This window comes from Thalassobellus citreus (assembly GCF_044385915.1).
GTDB classification, from domain to species: domain Bacteria; phylum Bacteroidota; class Bacteroidia; order Flavobacteriales; family Flavobacteriaceae; genus Thalassobellus; species Thalassobellus citreus.
This window is the reverse complement of sequence record NZ_JBISCC010000125.1, coordinates 349068-367178: the sequence shown is the minus strand read 5'-3', so window position 1 is coordinate 367178 and position 18111 is coordinate 349068. Positions and strand designations below refer to the sequence as shown.

Sequence of the window (18111 nt, the reverse complement as noted above, 5' to 3'; positions counted from 1 at the left end):
AATCATGATGAAAAGTAAATTTATATTAATCTGTCTGCTTAGTTTAAGTACACTTGTGTTTTCGCAAGGAAAAGGTTTAGTAGCAAATGAAAATAGTCCGCATACAAAATTACAAAGTATCGCATTGCAAGATGTGGTGTGGACAGATGGTTTTTGGAAAGAACAATTTGATGTAGAAACTAAAAATACAATTCCTTTCATGTGGGATTTGTATCATAATGATTCCGTTAGTCATGCTTATGCCAATTTTAAAATAGCTTCAGGATTAATAAAAGGGAAGCATGCAGGTCCTTCTTTTCATGATGGCGATTTTTATAAAATTATGGAAGGTATGGCATCGGCGTATGCTATTAATAAAAATCCTGAGTTAGAAGCGCAAATGGATGAAGCTATTACCATGTTTGCTAAAGTTCAAAGAGCAGATGGTTATATAAATACACCTGTTTTAATTGAAGAACGTTGGGGCACTTTAGGTCCAGAAGAGTTAAAAAAACAATTAGGGTTTGAAAAGTACAACATGGGGCATTTAATGACGTCGGCATGTGTACATTACAGAGCAACAGGAAAAACTAACTTTTTAGAAGTAGCAAAAGGTGTTGCCGAATTTTTATATGATTTTTATAAAAAAGCATCACCAGAACTCGCTAGAAATGCTATTTGCCCGTCACATTATATGGGTATTATCGAAATGTATCGTACTGTAAAAGATCCTCGCTATTTAGAGTTAGCAAATAATTTAATAGATATTAGGGGAACCACGAATGATGGTACAGACGATAATCAAGATAGAATTCCGTTTAGAGAGCAAACCAATGCTATGGGGCATGCCGTAAGAGCAAATTATTTGTATGCAGGTATTGCAGATTTATATGCCGAAACAGGCGAAGCTAAATTATTAGAAAACTTAGAATCTATTTGGGATGATGTGGTTTATAGAAAAATGTATATCACGGGAGGTTGTGGTTCTTTGTACGATGGAGTGTCGCCAGATGGAACGTCTTATGATCCTACAGAGGTACAAAAAATTCATCAAGCTTATGGTCGTCCATATCAATTGCCAAATGCAACGGCACATACAGAAACCTGTGCTAATATTGGAAATGTATTATGGAATTGGAGAATGCTTCAATTAACAGGCGATGCAAAATATACAGATGTTATGGAGTTAGCACTTTATAATAGCGTGCTATCTGGTATAAGCCTTAAGGGAACTGAGTTTTGTTATAATAACCCGTTAAGTGTATCAAGTAATTTGCCTTTCAAACAACGATGGGGAAGCGAACGCGAAGGCTATATCGCATGGTCAAACTGCTGTGCGCCTAATGTAACACGTACGTTGACTCAGGTTAGTAATTATGCTTATAATGTTTCAAAAGAAGGGCTTTATGTTAATCTTTATGGGAGTAATCATTTAATTACTAAAAGTATTGAAGGTGATAAAATTGAATTAGAACAAATAACAAATTATCCTTGGGATGGAAACATCCAATTAAGAGTAATAAAAGCACCTAAAAAGGATTTTACAATGTTTTTAAGAATTCCAGGATGGAGTCAAGAATCAACAATAGCTATTAATAATAAGATGATTAATGAAGATGTTGTTTCAGGTAGTTATTCAAGTATTTCAAGAAAATGGAAAAAAGGAGATGTTATAGAGCTTAATATCCCAATGCCTGTAGAGTTAATGCAAGGAAATCCGTTGGTTGAAGAAATAAAAAATCAAGTAGCAGTTAAGCGAGGACCAATTGTGTACTGTTTAGAGTCTGAAGATATTTCAAAAAAAACAGATATTAATAATATTGTATTAGATATTAATTCTCAATTCACAACTAATAAAATTAATATTGCTAACAGAGAAGTACATGCAATAAAAGGGAAAGCTTTTGTTGAAAAAGGTGATTGGAGTAAAGCATTATATAAGCCAATATCTAAAGACAAAGAAACAGTCGACATAAATTTAGTGCCGTATTTTTCTTGGGGAAATCGATCAAAAGGTGATATGACGGTTTGGATGTCGTATTGATTTTATTAAAAAAAAGAAAGGCAGTATAGTTCAGGATAGGCTTTGTTTTTAAAGGAGGTATCTTTGAGTTTAAAGCAATATTTACAAAATTGGTCGCCGTTCGAAAATAACATAGAATTATTATTAATTTCGCAATATTGCAGGCTATAAATCATAATATAAAATTATACTAAACAATAAACTAAACAAATAAGTATGAAAAACGTAATTACTAATGCATGTATTTTATTGCTTTTCAGTCTGGTAACTCTGTCGAGTTTTGGGCAAGATACTAGTAGTAAAATAAAGGTTTCAGGTGCAGTTCTAGATGTTTCAGGAGTACCCGTGCCGGGTGTAAATGTTATAGAAAAAGGTACTAATAATGGAGTAGTCACAGACTTTGACGGAAACTTTAACCTTTCTGTAAAATCAAACGGAACAATTGTGTTTTCTTTTATAGGTATGGAAACTCAGGAAATACCAGTTGATGGTCAAACTTTAATAAATGTCACTTTAAAAGAAGATACAGAGGCTCTTGATGAGGTTGTTGTTGTTGGTTATGGTAAACAGAAAAGAGAAGAAGTAACAGGGTCTGTAGCTACTGTTAAAATGAACGAGATTGAAGATTTACCAGTAGGGAATTTATCGTCAGCATTAGTTGGTCGTGTTTTAGGAGTTAGTATTTCAGGTGGTGAGTCTAGACCAGGAGGTTCAGCACAAATTGTAATTCGTAATCCTATAACTGGAACTGATGTAACAGCAAAAGATGGTTCATCAACAGATCCATTATACGTAATTGACGGAGTTGTTCAGATAAATCCTGATAATGGTAGAAGTGATCCTACGATGTTTAATAATTTAGATGCATCAGAAGTTGAAAGTATTTCTTTCTTAAAAGATGCTTCCGCAGCTATTTATGGTTCAAGAGGTGCGCAAGGTGTGGTTTTAGTTACAACCAAGCGTGGTAAAAAAGGGCCTGCTAAATTTTCTTACTCAGGAAATTTTTCAATATCAGATGAAACGTATCGAACTAAAATGCTAAATGCTTACGAGTATGGAAAAGCATTTAATATTATGAATGGTCCTAATGGATTAGGAAGAACATATGATACATCAAATCCAGATAATAATCAATATTTCTTTTCGGAAAAAGAATTAGAACATTTTAAAACTTTGAATTTTAATGTTTTAGATGATTATTGGACAACTTCAGGGAACCAAAGGCATAATATTAATTTAACAGGAGGAACTGATGATGCTACGTACTTTGGAGGGATATCTTACTATACTCAAGATGGTAATTTAGGTACTTTGAATTATGATAAATGGTCGTTTAGAGCCGGGTCTAATATTCGTTTAGCTAAAGGATTTAACGCCGATTTTCAAGTGTCTGGATATTTTACCGATATAAGTAAAACCGTTAGTGGTGTTGGGTCTTCAAACGAGGAAAATGATTACAGACAGCTAATTAATAGAGCACCATTTATGCCGATGTATATTAATGGTATGCCTACAGTGCTTATTGGATCAAGTGGTAATGATGATGTCATTGGGTACCATTATGGGGAGATACAAAGATTAAATAACATAAATAATTCTTCAGATAATAATGTGTCTGTTAATATTAATGTAGAATATGATGTACCATTTATTAAAGGGTTGAAATTGAAAGCTAATTATGCGCGACAAGAATCGAATAGTAGTGGAAGTCAAATAGGAGGAGCTTACAATCTTTATGAATTTTTTGGTGCTGATTCAGATCTTACAGATAACTTTAATGCTCTAGGTGAGCCTCAATTTGTGGCTACTCCAGAACAAACATATATTTTGTATGAAAATGGTTCAGGTCCTTTAGGTACAAATGTAATTAGAGAATCAAGAGAGATATCTAACGGTAATAGGATTTTTCTTTCTAATACTAAAAGCTCTCGAGAACAAACACGCTTTCAGGCTGCTTATAATAGAGATTTTGGTTTGCATACTGTATCAGCGTTATTTGCTGTTGAGAAATCAGAGACTGAATGGAGCAAAGTGAATACTATTAAGTTGGGAGAGGTTCCAGAATGGTCAACAGGTATGTTATGGCAATTACCTGAAGGTGTTTATGATGATAATACTTATAATTGGTTTAAACCAGCAGGAGATTTAGGATATATTGGTCGTTTAAACTATAATTATGATGGCAAATATTTTGCAGAATTTTTATTTAGATCGGATGCATCTACAAAGTTTGCTCCAAAAAATTACTGGGGTAATTTTTATACCCTTTCTGGTGGGTGGATAATATCTAAGGAAGATTTCTTTAATTCAAATACTATTGATTTTTTAAAACTTAGAGGTTCTATAGGTCTGTTAGGGAAAGATGATGCTAAACCTTGGCAATGGCAACAAAATTTTGACGCTGTAGCTAGTGGGGGTGCTGTTTTTGGTGGTAATGGAGATCCGCTTCTTGGTTTACGAGCCAATGGTCCAGCAAACCCAGATATTAGATGGGGAAAAGAATTTAAGACTAATTTTGCTATTGAGGCAAGATTTTTAAATAACAGATTATCTACAACTATAGAATCCTTTTATAATATAGGGACAAAGCTATTGGTTAATTTTAGAGATGGTGTACCTTTTACGGTTGGAGGTGCTTCTACATCTACTAATTTTGCCGAGGTAGATACTTGGGGAAAAGAAATTTCTATTGGTTGGACTGATACTGTTGGTAAGGATTTTAGCTATGGAGTTAATTTTAATATGGGTTGGTATGACAATAATAAGATTAAAGGGAATTTTACTAATCCAGATAATTGGCTGCCATGGGAAGACAAGCAACCTGGGTCTTCTGATATAGGTACTTGGGGCTATGATTATGTTGGGATGTTTAAAACACAAGCAGATATAGATAATTATATTGCCGAAACTGGTATTACTCAAATTATTGGTAAAACGGTTGCTGAATTAAGACCAGGTATGTTGTATTATAGAGATATAAGAGGGCCTTGGGATCCAGAAACTAAAACCTTTGCACCTAAAGATGGTATTGTAGATAGATATGATCAAATACAATTAAAAAAGCCAGCGAAAGGACCTCAAGGTTTTGCTTCTACTTTTAGGTTAGCCTATAAACAATTTAGTTTAAACACGGTTTTAAATGTTGGTTGGGGAGGTTATCGAGAAGTTGGTAGTGCTAAGTCTAGTCTTGATTCAGATAAAATTATATCAAATTCAGAGAACAGGCCTGCTTTTTGGGCAAATATGTATGATCCTGTTTTAAACCCAAGCGGAACTATACCAAATCTATCTAAAGATGTTAATGGAGGAGATGAAGGAACAGAAGGGGGAATTAATACCGTAAGTTCAAAATTTTGGCAGGTTAGTAGTTTTAGCTTAGTTATGCGAAATATAAATTTAAGTTATTCTTTACCTAAAAAAATAACTAGTAAAATGGGGATTAGTCGTTTTAAGCTTAATTTAGTTGCAATTAATCCATTTGTTTTGTTTAATCCTTATAAAGATTATGGCTTGTCTCCTTATGGGTCTTACGATAGTTATCCTAGGTTAAAAACTTATTCTTTAGGACTTAATATTGGGTTTTAATTATATTTAAAATATTTAAATTGTTTAATATGAAACATATAAAAATAAATAACCTGTTAGCACTTTTAATTATAGTGTTTTTTAATAGTTGCAGCACAGATTTTCTTGAAGAAAAAACAGATTATTCAAAGGTTAATATTCTTGTTTATCAAGATGAAATTTTGGCAACTGCCTACGTAGATTATCTCTATGCTGCATCATTACCAAAAGGAGAATCAAATATGACTATGTGGTCTATGGCAGGAGTTGATAATGCTGATGTTGAAGGTAAGGGTAATCCAACTATTTTTGCAAAAGCTACTGATGAAGTTGCTGATGAAGTAGATATTAATAAAGAATGGGCTCAAATTTCTCCTATACAAAGCCATTGTCTAAAATCAATAGGTAGAAAAATATCTACAAACCCATCAAATAGTGCTTGGTATAGAATAAGGTATAGTAATTTGTATCTAAATAATGTTGATAATTATACTGGACTTGAAGAAGATTTTAAAAATCAAATTAAAGGACAACTTTATTTTTGGAGAGCATGGCAATATTTTGAATTAGTAAGACTATACGGTGGAGTACCTATTATTTTAGATGCTCAAGGCACTACTATAGATACACCAAGTAATCAAACTCCTAGAAGTACTTCAGGAGAAGTGATAGATCAAATTGTATCAGATTTAGAAATGGCTCAAACTTTGTTAGAGAACGCTCGGCCTTATAGAGATGTAGATGCGGGAAGAATTACTGCTGCTGCAGCTGCTGCATTAAAAGGGCGTGTGTTACTAACTTGGGCAAGTCCGTTGTTTAATAGAAATGATGAAGAGTCAAGATGGCAACGTGCTTATGATGCTAATTTAAATGCTTATAATGTTTGTTTAGCTGCAGGTAAAGGACTAGATCCTGATTGGAAAAATATGTGGTTTACTGATAATGGTATGGAGTCTGTTTTTGCTTTTGGATTTAATAAATATGAATCTGTTGAGACGGGCGGTACGAAGAATAATTATACCGAATATGCATCAAGACCTGTTGAACAGGATGGGGCTGGAGATTTATCTCCTACAAAAAACATTATGGATGCTTTCCCAATGGAAGATGGTACAGCCTATGATCCAACTGGAAATTTAAACCATTTTTATAGAAATAGAGATCCTCGTTTTTACAATACTTTTGCTTATAATGGATCTATTTGGCCATATAAAGAAAATCCACAACATAAAGTTTGGGCTTATTATTGGTATCCATTAACCTCAGAACCTGGTAAACCTAAATTACCAACTAATTTACCTAATGCAATAAGTAATACCAGCATATATTTGAAAAAATTCACTAACGATAATTCATCAAATACAGAATCGTTTAGAAATAATGGTGATGATCATATGGAAATACGTTTTGCTGAGGTTGTTTTAAACTTAGCTGAATCTGCTATTGGAATCAATAACTTAGCAGAAGGTAAAGGATTAATTGAAGATATTAGAGAAAGAGCTGGAATAAAGAATCTAGATGGACAGTTTGGATTGTCTAGTGTAAGTTCAAGAGATCAACATTTTGCTGCCGTAATTAATGAAAGAAAAGTAGAATTTGCTTATGAAAATAAGCGTTTCCACGATTTAAGACGTTGGTTGTTGTATAATGATGATTTTGGATATTGTACAAAATTAAACCAGACACCAATAGATGGTTCAAGAAGGCAAGGTTATTATATTTTTGTAAAATCTGACGCCTCAACTATATATGAAAATGGTAGAGGGACAGATCCTTTAAAAGGTAGTAGTGCTCCTATAATTAACAGGGATGCAACAACATACCCTGCTGGTGTTACTACGTATGAAGAATATGTTGATTATTTATACGATAACCATTTTGAGGTTATGGTTAAAGATGAAGGTGTAGAAGATAATGACTGGATAGCATTTAAATGGTATAACGAATATTATTTCTTTGGAATCCATCAAGACTTATTAGATACAGCGCCATATTTAGAACAAACTCAAGGTTGGGGAGGTTCATTTGATCCTTTAAATTAATACCTAGAGATATTTAAAAAAAATACCTGTATTTGTTTTAAATACAGGTATTTTTTTTAAATAATTCCAACTTGTTTTCAGATTCAGGTTGTTTATTTACACTAATAAAATAACTATTTCTACCAACTAAAATAAATTTATAAAATTTATAATAGATGTAAACCACGACATCGAAACAATTAATACAAAAAATGACTAAGTTTAATTTTATTTTAGTAATCCTATGTCTAGGAATTACAAATGTTTATGCGCAATATCCAAAGTTAACAAGTGAAGATAGAGCACAAGAAGAAGCTATAAAAATAGAAGCTTACAAGCATTCAGATGAAGCTTGGGAGAAAGCGAAAATAATAGTAGAAAAAGAAGCCAGAGAAGGTAAACCCTATATTCCTTGGGCAGGTAGACCAACCGATTTACCACAAGCAGGAATTCCAGCATTCCCTGGAGCAGAGGGTGGTGGTATGTACACTTTTGGTGGTCGTGGCGGTAATGTTTATACCGTTACAAGTTTAGAGGATGATGGTCCAGGAAGTTTCAGAGAAGCCTGTGAAAAAGGAGGTGCAAGAATTATTGTTTTTAATGTAGCTGGAATTATTAAACTTAAAACACCGTTAATTATTAGAGCGCCATATATTACTATTGCAGGTCAAACGGCACCTGGTGATGGGGTTTGTATTGCAGGAGAGTCTGTTTGGATAGATACGCATGATGTTATTATTCGTCATATGCGTTTTCGTAGAGGTGAAACTTTTGTTGGTCGTAGAGATGATGCTATCGGAGGAAACCCTGTTGGGAATATTATGTTAGATCATATTTCAGCAACTTGGGGCTTAGATGAAAACATGTCTATTTACAGACATATGTACAGTCCTGGAGCCACTTATAAAGATAAAAAATTTCCAACGGTAAATATTACCATTCAAAACAGTTTGTTTGGTGAGGCTTTAGATACTTATAACCATGCTTTTGGAAGTACGCTAGGAGGTGAAAACTGTGCTTTTATAAGAAATATGTGGGCAAATAATGCTGGTAGAAATCCTTCTATAGGATGGAATGGTATTTTTAATTTTGTTAATAATGTTATGTTTAATTGGGTGCACCGTTCTATTGATGGTGGCGATTATACAGCTAAATACAACATCATTAATAATTATTTTAAACCAGGGCCTTTAACTAAGGTAGATGAACAAATAGGTTATAGAATTTTAAAACCAGAATCAGGACGAAGTAAACTAGATTATTTAGAATTTGGTCGTGCTTACATTGATGGAAATATTGTTGAAAACAATGAACGTGTTTCTAAAAACAACTGGGAAGGTGGTGTGCAAATGGAAAGCAAGAAAGGAATAGAAATGAGTTTAGAAGAAGCTAAAACCTATTTTCCAAAAATGAAAGCAGATAAGCCAATGCCTATGCCTTGGTTTAGAAATATCATGGATGCAGATGATGCTTACGATTTTGTAATCAATAACGCAGGGGCAACATTACCTATTAGAGATGCCGTAGATACTAGAATTGCAAGAACGGTTAAAACAGGAATTCCAGAATATGTTGAAGGACTAGATATGGATTCTTTTTATCAATTTAAACACAGACGTTTACCAGTCGATTCTTATAAGAAAGGTATTATAACAGATATAGCTCAAGTAGGTGGGTATCCTGAGTATAAAGGAACGCCTTATGTTGATACAGACAAAGATGGTATGCCGGATTTTTGGGAGGAAAAGTATAGTTTAAACCCTAATGATGCTTCAGATGCAAAAGGCGATTTAAATAAGGATGGTTATACAAATATCGAAGAGTATATCAACGGTGTAAATCCTAAAAAGAAATGTAAAGATTGGTCAGATTTAAAAAATAATAAAGAGACTTTAGTTAAGCCCTTATTAAAATAAATTGTTAAAAGTTAGTCATGTCCATGAAAAAATATAGCATAAATATAATATTCTTAGTAGTCACATTTTGTACTTTAAGTGCACAACAGCATTTAGATTCAGAATATGTAAAAGTAACCAATGAAAGAGCTGCTAAAATTGTTTCAAAATTAGAATTGTCAGATACTAAAAAAGAACAAGCAGTTACTAATATTATTGGTCAGCAATACAGAAATATAAGTAAGATTCAAGAAGCAAGAGATGCTAAAATAGAAGCGTTAAAAAAAACAACTTCTTCTAAAAAAAAGCATAAAGTTAAAGTTGAGAAGTTAAAAAAGAAGGCTGAAAAGAGTATATCGAGGCTTCATAAATCATATTTAAAACAATTATCGAAAGAATTAACTAACGATAAAATTGATGCTGTAAAAGATGGGATGACTTATGGTGTTTTGCCTAAAACCTATGCTGCTTTTTTAGATATGATTCCAAGTTTAAATCAAGAGCAGAAAGATTATATTTATAGTAATTTAAAAGAAGCTAGAGAAAAGGCTATTGATGGTGGCTCTTCTAAAGAAAAGCACGCTTGGTTTGGTAAATATAAAGGTAGAATCAATAACTATTTATCAGCACAAGGCTATGATTTAGAAAAAGAGCGAGAGGGTTGGTATAAGCGTATCGAGGAACGTAAAAAGTCAAAAGACAACAAATAAAATTTTCTTAAAAGTCTTAAATATGGAAATTTCAATATTCAAATTAATAAAAAAAGCATTGGTAGTTGTGCTATTTTTTGGATTCGTACAACCTATATTTGCTCAGTATCCTGAAATTCCACACGAACTTCAAGCTAAAACAGATTCGCTTTTAATGTTAGAAGAAGCTAGGTTACAAGAAATCTGGACAAAAAATTATCATATTATAAAAGAAGAAGCTTTATTAGGAAGACCATATACACCATGGGCTTCTTATCCTAAAGAACTTTCTAAGGCTGATATTCCTGCGTTTCCAGGAGCAGAAGGAGGCGGTGCATTTACCCAAGGCGGTAGAGGTGGAAAAATATTTGTAGTAACAAGTTTAGAGGATAGCGGAAAAGGAACTTTCAGAGAAGCTATTGAAGCAGTAGGAGCAAGAACCATTGTATTTAATGTTTCAGGGGTTATTCGACTTAAAAAACCGCTTAATATGCGAGCGCCGTATGTTACTATTGCAGGACAAACAGCACCAGGTGATGGCGTTTGTATTGCTGGAGAAACTTTAAGTATAGATACTCATGATGTTATTATTAGACACATGCGTTTTCGTAGAGGTGAAACTGATGTTACGAGAAGAGACGATGCTTTGGGGGGTAATTTAATAGGAAACCTTATTATAGATCATTGTTCTACAAGTTGGGGATTAGATGAAAACATGTCGATGTACAGACACATGTATAAAGCTAATGAAAAATCGAAACGTCAAAAATTACCAGCTTCTAATGTTACCATTCAAAATAGTATTTCTTCCGAAGCTTTAGACACGTATAACCACTCTTTTGGTAGTACCATAGGCGGTCATAATAGTACTTTTATGAGAAATTTATGGGCAGATAATACAGGGAGAAATTGTTCAAACGGTATGAGTGGCGATTTTAATTTTGTCAATAACGTCGTGTTTAATTGGTGGCATCGTACCATTGATGGAGGCGATCAAAGTTCTATGTTTAATATTATTAATAATTATTTTAAACCAGGACCAATCACACCTACCGATAAACCCATTCGTTATAGAATATTAAAACCAGAAACAGGGTATTACAAACCAAAAACATACGGACGCGCTTATGTTTCTGGGAATTATGTGTTTGGATCTCCTGAAGTAACTGCTAATAATTGGGATGGTGGTGTACAAGTAGACGAAAAAGAATTGGCTTATATAAAGCAAAACAAACCATTTAGCATGCCTGCTTTTCCTATTATGAAAGCAGAAGAAGCATATGAGTTTGTGTTAAACAATGTTGGTGCAACCTTACCTAAAAGAGACGCTGTTGATGAACGTATTATAAAACAAGTAAGAACCGGCAAGATTGAATATGAAGAAGGACAGGAAAATACTATTGGAAGCGAGTTTATAAAAAGAAGATTGCCTATTGACTCTTATAAACAAGGTATTATAACGCATCCTAGCCAAGTAGGTGGTTATCCAGATTATAAAGGAAAAGCTTATAAAGATTCTGATGGTGATGGAATATCTGATAAATGGGAGAAAAAATATGGGTTAAACCCAAATGATGCATCAGATGCTAATAAAGATATGAATGGTGATGGTTATACCAATATCGAGAAATATATTAATGGAATTGATCCCACTAAAAAAGTGGATTGGTCAAATCCAGAGAATAACACCGATACTTTAGCCAAATTATCAAAGGGATTATTGCAATAATTATAAATTAAATTGTAGTCGTGCTTAAAGATGAATGATATTAATTTAAAAAAGAGAAATTTATATAAACAAGGTAAACTTATTTTGTCATGTTTCGTTCTGTTTTTCATTGTTTTAAGCAGTATCGCTCAAGCCACTTTTCCTGATATAAAGAAAAATAAAAACGGGAGTATCGAAATGGTTTCAGATACTTTAGGAAATCAAATTCCTGATTTTTCATATGCAGGTTATATGGCTTCCGAAAAGCCAATTCCTAATGTTGAGGCTAAAATTTTTGTGCCTAATCAAACCGAAGATGCGACTCAAAAAATACAAACAGCCATTGATTACGTTGGTAATTTAAAACCTGATAAAAATGGAATTAGAGGGGTCATTCTTTTAGATAAAGGTATTTTTAATATTAACGGCACTTTATATATTAAAAAATCAGGTGTTGTGTTGCGCGGAAGCGGAAATAATGAAAACGACACACAGCTTTTAGGTACTGGGTTGAAACGAGAAGCTTTAATTCGTGTTTTAGGCGTTGATGATAGAAAACATCTAGATACTTTAGATTTTAAAACCACTTATTCACCACTTGGAGCTAGAAAAATACAGCTTAAAAATAGTTCTAAATTAAAGGTTTCAGATGATGTAGTGATTCAAAAATCATTAACCAATAATTGGATTGATGCGTTGAATATGTCTGACTTTGGAGGCGAAACAGGTTGGATAGGATGGAAAACTAGAGATTGGGATATTACATGGAATCGTGTTGTTACTAATATTGAAGGTGATGAGATTACATTGAATGCGCCTTTAACTATGACTCTAGATGATGGGTATGGTAAAGCCAAAGCCATTCGATATACTTGGAAAGGCAGAATAGAACATGTTGGTATTGAGAATTTAACTATGCAGTCTACCTTCGATGGGTCTAATTCTAAAGATGAATTACACCGATGGTTAGGCATTAGTTTTGAAAACGTAAAAAATGCATGGGTACGTCAAGTCAATTTTAAACATTTTGCAGGAGGAGCCGTTTCAGTATTAAAATCAGCACAACAAATAACAGTTGAAGATTGTATGGCTACCGAGCCAATTTCTGAAATAGCAGGATATAGAAGATATACGTTTTATACTGAAGGTCAGCAAACACTTTTTCAACGTTGTTATTCCGAATATGGTTATCATGATTTTGCAGTAGGTGGTTATGGCACCACAGGTCCAAATGCGTTTGTACAATGCGAATCGTTTATGCCATATAGTAATAATGGCGCGATTGGTAGTTGGGCAACAGGAGTTTTATTTGATGTCGTTTATGTTGATGGTAATGCATTAAGTTTTAATAACAGAGAGCAAGACGGTAGAGGTGCAGGATGGACAGCTGCCAATAGTTTAATTTGGGAATCATCTGCATCAAAAATAGATTGTTACAGTCCGCCAACAGCTCATAATTGGGCATTCGGTGTTTGGGGAGGAATTATGGCAGGAAATGGACATTGGAAAGATGTAAATAATCATATCAAACCAAGAAGTTTATTTTATGCACAATTAGGCAATCGATTATCAACGCTTCCTGTAAAACCTTATATTAAAGATTTAGGTTCAGAACAAACATCAAGTCCTACTATAGAGCAAGCAGAAATGTTGACGAAACAAGCTGAAAACAAATTGCTAACATTGCCAGAATGGATTAAGCAAGTTTCAGCATTAAATAGTATTCCTGTAAATGTATCAAAGCTTAAATCTATTGATGATTTAAAGTTTAAAGTTTTCCGCGAAAGCGAAAAGAATACTATTTCTAAAGTAGAAACAAAAAACGGGAAGCTTACTTTTAACGAAACACTTCTTACTGGTAAAAAAGCCAATGTTATGTGGTGGCGAGGAAGTCTTAGAGATTATGATGTTAAAAAATCATCGCCACATATTACCCGATTTGTTCCAGGTAAAAACGGGACAGGGTTTACCGATAATTTAAAAGAAGTTGTTGCTTATAATAAAGCTGAAAATATAATAGCTGTAGATCATAATTATGGTTTATGGTACGAACGTAGAATGGACGACCATGAGCGCACACGTAGAATTGATGCCGATGTTTGGGCGCCTTTTTACGAACAGCCATTTGCTAGAAGCGGACAAGGGATAGCATGGGATCAATTAAGTAAATACGATTTAACAAAATACAACGATTGGTATTGGAACCGTTTACAGCGTTTTGCTAGTTTAGCAGAATCTGAAGGGCAGTTATTAATACATCAACAATATTTTCAGCATAATATTTTAGAAGCTGGTGCACATTGGTCTAGTTCGCCTTGGCGTTCTGCTAATAATATAAACAATACAGGGTTTCCAGAGCCAGTGCCATATGCTGGGGATAAGCGTATTTTTATGGCGGAACAATTTTATGATGTTTTAAATCCTACTAGAAAAAAAATACACCAACAATTTATACGGAAGTCGTTAAATAATTTTCAAAATAATTCGAATGTTATTCAGCTTACAAGTGCCGAATATACAGGACCTCTTCATTTTATGCAATTTTGGATAGATGAAGTTGAAGCGTGGAAAAAAGAAACAGGAAAGTCTGCTATTATTGGTTTGAGTGCCACAAAAGATGTTCAAGATGCTATTTTAAATGATGCAAAACGAAATAAAATAGTTGATTTAATTGATATTCGCTATTGGCATTACCGCGAAGATGGAAGTGTTTATGCGCCCGAAGGTGGTAAAAACTTAGCGCCACGACAACATGCTCGTAAAATAAAAGTAGGCAAAGAAGCCGAAGCACAGGTTTATAGAGCGGTTAGAGAATATCGAGATAAATATCCAGAGAAATCTGTGTTGTATTCAACAAATAGAGCTTCAAAATTTGGTTGGGCCGTTTTAATGGCGGGTGGCTCGATGGCTAATATCCCTCATGTAAATATCGATGGTTTTTATAAGTCATTATCTCAAATGACAGTCCATGCTAACGATACTTTTAATAGCGATACTTGGTCGTTAGAAAACAAAGGGGAGTCTTATCTTTTTTATCTGAAGAATACAAGAGAAATCACTATTGATTTATCTGATTATAAAGGGAAATATGAGGTGTTTTGGATAAATCCTGAAAACGGAAATATAGTGTCTAAAACCGTTTTTAAATGTTCAGAAAAGCAAATGTTAACATCGCCAACAAACAACAAAACAGTAGTTTATATCAAAAGAAAATAAATTTAGTTATGAATAAGAATATTAATTTTTTTAAAGTTTTCACTGCCTTATTAATAATGTCTGCAGTGATTTCTTGTAAAGAATCTAAAAAAGAAAATACAACACCTGAAGCGTTAGGAATGTCAAAACTTCAAGTGTCAAAAAACGGACATTATTTTCAAACAGAGGATGGAAAACCATTTTTTTGGTTAGGTGATACAGGATGGTTAGCGTTTAAAAAGCTAAAACGCGAAGAAATTGTAAGCTACTTTAAAGATAGAAAAGAAAAAGGGTATAATGTTATTCAAATCATGACCATGCATTCTGAAGAAATGTCTAATGTTTATGGCGATTCGGCTGTAGTAAATAAAGATGTCTCAAAACCTTTAATAACAGAAGGACATAGTTTTGAAAATCCTGAGGAATATGACTTCTGGGATCATGTAGATTACGCTTTAGATGTTGCAGAAGAAAAGGATTTGTATGTAGGAATGGTGCCTATTTGGGGAACATCTGTTAAAGGAGGCAAAGTAAATTTAGAGCAAGCAAAAGCCTATGCAACGTTTTTAGGAGATCGTTTTAAAGGTAGAAAAAATATTATTTGGCTAAACGGAGGTGATACACCAGGTGATGAGAATGTTGAAATATGGAATGCTATTGGCGAAATTTTAAAAGCTAAAAACCCTGAGTGTTTAGTAACTTTTCATCCTTTTGGTCGCACAGATTCTTCTGATAATTTTCATAATGCAAGCTGGTTAGATTTTAATATGTTTCAATCAGGCCATAGACGTTACGATCAGGATGATACCGAACGTGCATACGGACAAGATAATTATAAGTACGTACAACCTGATTTTAAATTGAAACCAGCGAAACCAACTTTAGATGGTGAACCGTCTTATGAAGGTATTCCTCAAGGTTTGCACGATACGTTACAACCCTTATGGAATGATAACGATTTACGTCGTTATGCATACTGGTCTGTTTTTGCTGGAGGTGCAGGATTTACTTATGGACATAGTGCAGTCATGCAAATGTTTAGAACGGGTGATAATCCGGCATACGGAAATAAAAAACTATGGGGTGAAGCATTGAATGATCCTGGAGCAGGACAAATGGAACATCTTAAAAATTTAATTTTAGAGTATCCTTATTTCGAGCGTATTCCAGATGAAAGTTTAATAGCCAATCAAGGAGAGAAATACGATTATTTAGCAGCAACACAAGGTGGTAATTATGCTTTAATTTATACTTATAATGGTAGAACCATATCGGTTAATATGGGCAAAATTTCTGGTAAAGAAGTAGCTGCTTCTTGGTTTAATCCTAAAAATGGTGAGGTTAGCAAGATAGGAACTTTTAAAAATGAAGGTATTCAAGAGTTCGACCCTTCTGGAGAACAAGAAGAAGGCAACGATTGGGTATTAATACTAACATCTAAATAAGCGTATTTTGAATTTAAAAAAAGCAAGTTTAATATTAATTTTTATAGTATCGTTTTCATCTGTTTATGCAACTAATGGATGGTTGAATATTTTAGAAGAAGGCGGAAATAATAAAGGCGAATTATGCACCGAAGCGATTCAAGGTGCTATTGAAAAAGCTTCAAATAATGGTGGTGGGACTATTTATTTTCCGGCAGGTAATTATTTAACAGGACCTATAAAATTAAAAAACAACATCACAATTCATATAGAATCTGGAGCTGTTTTAAAGTTTTCTACCAATTTCGATCATTATTTGCCATTTGTAGAATTACGTTGGGAAGGTACAGTCATGAAAAGTTTTTCACCTCTAATTTATGGTAAAGATTTAGAGAATGTGACTATTACAGGTCGCGGTACAATTGACGGACAAGGAGAAGCTTGGTGGAAAGAAATTTGGAGAATAGAATCTTCTAAAGAAAAGTTGGAGCTTACTAAGTATCAAAAAATGGCTCAGGAAGCCAATGCTGGTTTAGTGACATCAGACTACTATAAAAGAACAAGAAGTTACTTATTTCATCGACCTCCATTATTCCAAACATATAATTGTAAGAATGTTAGAATTGAAGGTGTTACTATTCAAAATTCTCCATTCTGGACCATTAATCCAGCGTTTTGTGATAATGTAACAATTGATGGGGTAACTATTTTTAACCCGTATTCACCAAATACCGACGGTATTAATCCAACATCATGTAAAAATGTGCATATTTCAAATTGCCATATTAGTGTTGGTGATGATTGTATTACCATAAAATCTGGTAGAGATGCCGATGGTAGAAAATGGGCAACACCAACTGAAAATGTTACCATTACAAACTGTACGATGTTAGATGGTCATGGCGGAGTGGTTATTGGTAGCGAAATGTCTGGAGGTATTAAAAAAATAGTTATTTCAAACTGTGTTTTCGATGGTACCGATAGAGGTATTCGTATTAAAGCAGCACGTGGTAGAGGTGGAGTTGTAGAAGATATTCGTGTGTCTAATATTGTTATGAATAATATCAAATTAGAAGCTTTTATGATGAATCTTTTTTATGATAAAAACACAACAGTAGAACCTGTTTCAGAGCGTACGCCTATTTTTAGAAACATTCATATGAGTAATATTACAGGAAGCAATGTTAATGTAGCGGGACGTATTTTAGGAATTCCAGAAATGCCTATTCAAAATATATCATTTAATGATATTAATATTGAAGCTAAAAAAGGCTTTTCAATAAGTACTGCAAAAGATATTGAGTTTCATGATGTTAATATTACAACAACTTTAGGAGCTTCATTTAAAATTGAAAATTCTAAAAATATTGTTTTAGATAATACAGCTACTAAATCACCTTTAGAAAAAACACCTGTTATAAAACTAAGTAATGTGTCTAATGTGATGATTAATAATAATTTTCCAATGCAAGAAACTGATGTTTTCTTAGAAGTGAATGGTTCTGAAACAGAATCCATTTTCTTAAAAAATAACGTTTTTGAAAACGTGAAAACGGTATTGAAAAAAGGAAAAGATTTGAAGTCTGAAATTAAAATAGATTAAAACTACTCAG

9 protein-coding genes are annotated in these 18111 nt (G+C 33.5%); all 9 read left to right on the top strand.

All coding sequences use genetic code 11. The annotated features are described in order from the left end of the window. The first annotated feature begins 4 nt into the window (after positions 1 to 4). The 9 genes from ACH5TX_RS11955 to ACH5TX_RS11915 all read left to right on the top strand — a co-directional run bounded on the left by ACH5TX_RS11955 (position 5) and on the right by ACH5TX_RS11915 (position 18101). On the top strand, positions 5 to 2023 hold the full coding sequence (locus tag ACH5TX_RS11955) for an aceric acid hydrolase (RefSeq protein ID WP_439339732.1): 2019 nt from the start codon (positions 5 to 7) through the stop codon (positions 2021 to 2023). Positions 2024 to 2218: 195 nt separating this feature from the next. Continuing rightward, positions 2219 to 5587 carry a SusC/RagA family TonB-linked outer membrane protein gene (locus ACH5TX_RS11950; protein ID WP_439339731.1) on the top strand — a complete coding sequence of 1123 codons (3369 nt, stop codon included), beginning with the start codon at positions 2219 to 2221 and terminating at the stop codon, positions 5585 to 5587. Between the two features lie 29 nt (positions 5588 to 5616). After that, a complete protein-coding gene (locus ACH5TX_RS11945) occupies positions 5617 to 7608 on the top strand; it encodes a RagB/SusD family nutrient uptake outer membrane protein (RefSeq protein ID WP_439339730.1) in 1992 nt (663 codons plus the stop codon). Positions 7609 to 7799: 191 nt separating this feature from the next. Continuing rightward, positions 7800 to 9503 (top strand): pectate lyase family protein, encoded by a 1704-nt coding sequence (locus ACH5TX_RS11940; RefSeq protein ID WP_439339729.1) that lies wholly within the window; start codon positions 7800 to 7802, stop codon positions 9501 to 9503. Between the two features lie 23 nt (positions 9504 to 9526). After that, positions 9527 to 10192: a DUF3826 domain-containing protein gene (locus ACH5TX_RS11935; protein ID WP_439339728.1), complete on the top strand. Its 666-nt coding sequence runs from the start codon at positions 9527 to 9529 to the stop codon at positions 10190 to 10192. Between the two features lie 22 nt (positions 10193 to 10214). Then, positions 10215 to 11900: a polysaccharide lyase gene (locus ACH5TX_RS11930; protein ID WP_439339727.1), complete on the top strand. Its 1686-nt coding sequence runs from the start codon at positions 10215 to 10217 to the stop codon at positions 11898 to 11900. A 30-nt stretch (positions 11901 to 11930) separates the two neighbouring features. Further along, entirely contained in the window at positions 11931 to 15095 is a 3165-nt protein-coding gene (locus ACH5TX_RS11925) for a DUF6298 domain-containing protein (protein ID WP_439339726.1), read from the top strand. Positions 15096 to 15103: 8 nt separating this feature from the next. Further along, a complete protein-coding gene (locus tag ACH5TX_RS11920; RefSeq protein ID WP_439339725.1) occupies positions 15104 to 16519 on the top strand; it encodes a glycoside hydrolase family 140 protein in 1416 nt (471 codons plus the stop codon). Between the two features lie 7 nt (positions 16520 to 16526). Continuing rightward, the gene (locus ACH5TX_RS11915; RefSeq protein WP_439339724.1) at positions 16527 to 18101 is read left to right on the top strand and encodes a glycoside hydrolase family 28 protein; all 1575 of its coding nucleotides are present in this window, start codon (positions 16527 to 16529) and stop codon (positions 18099 to 18101) included. Positions 18102 to 18111: the final 10 nt, after the last annotated feature.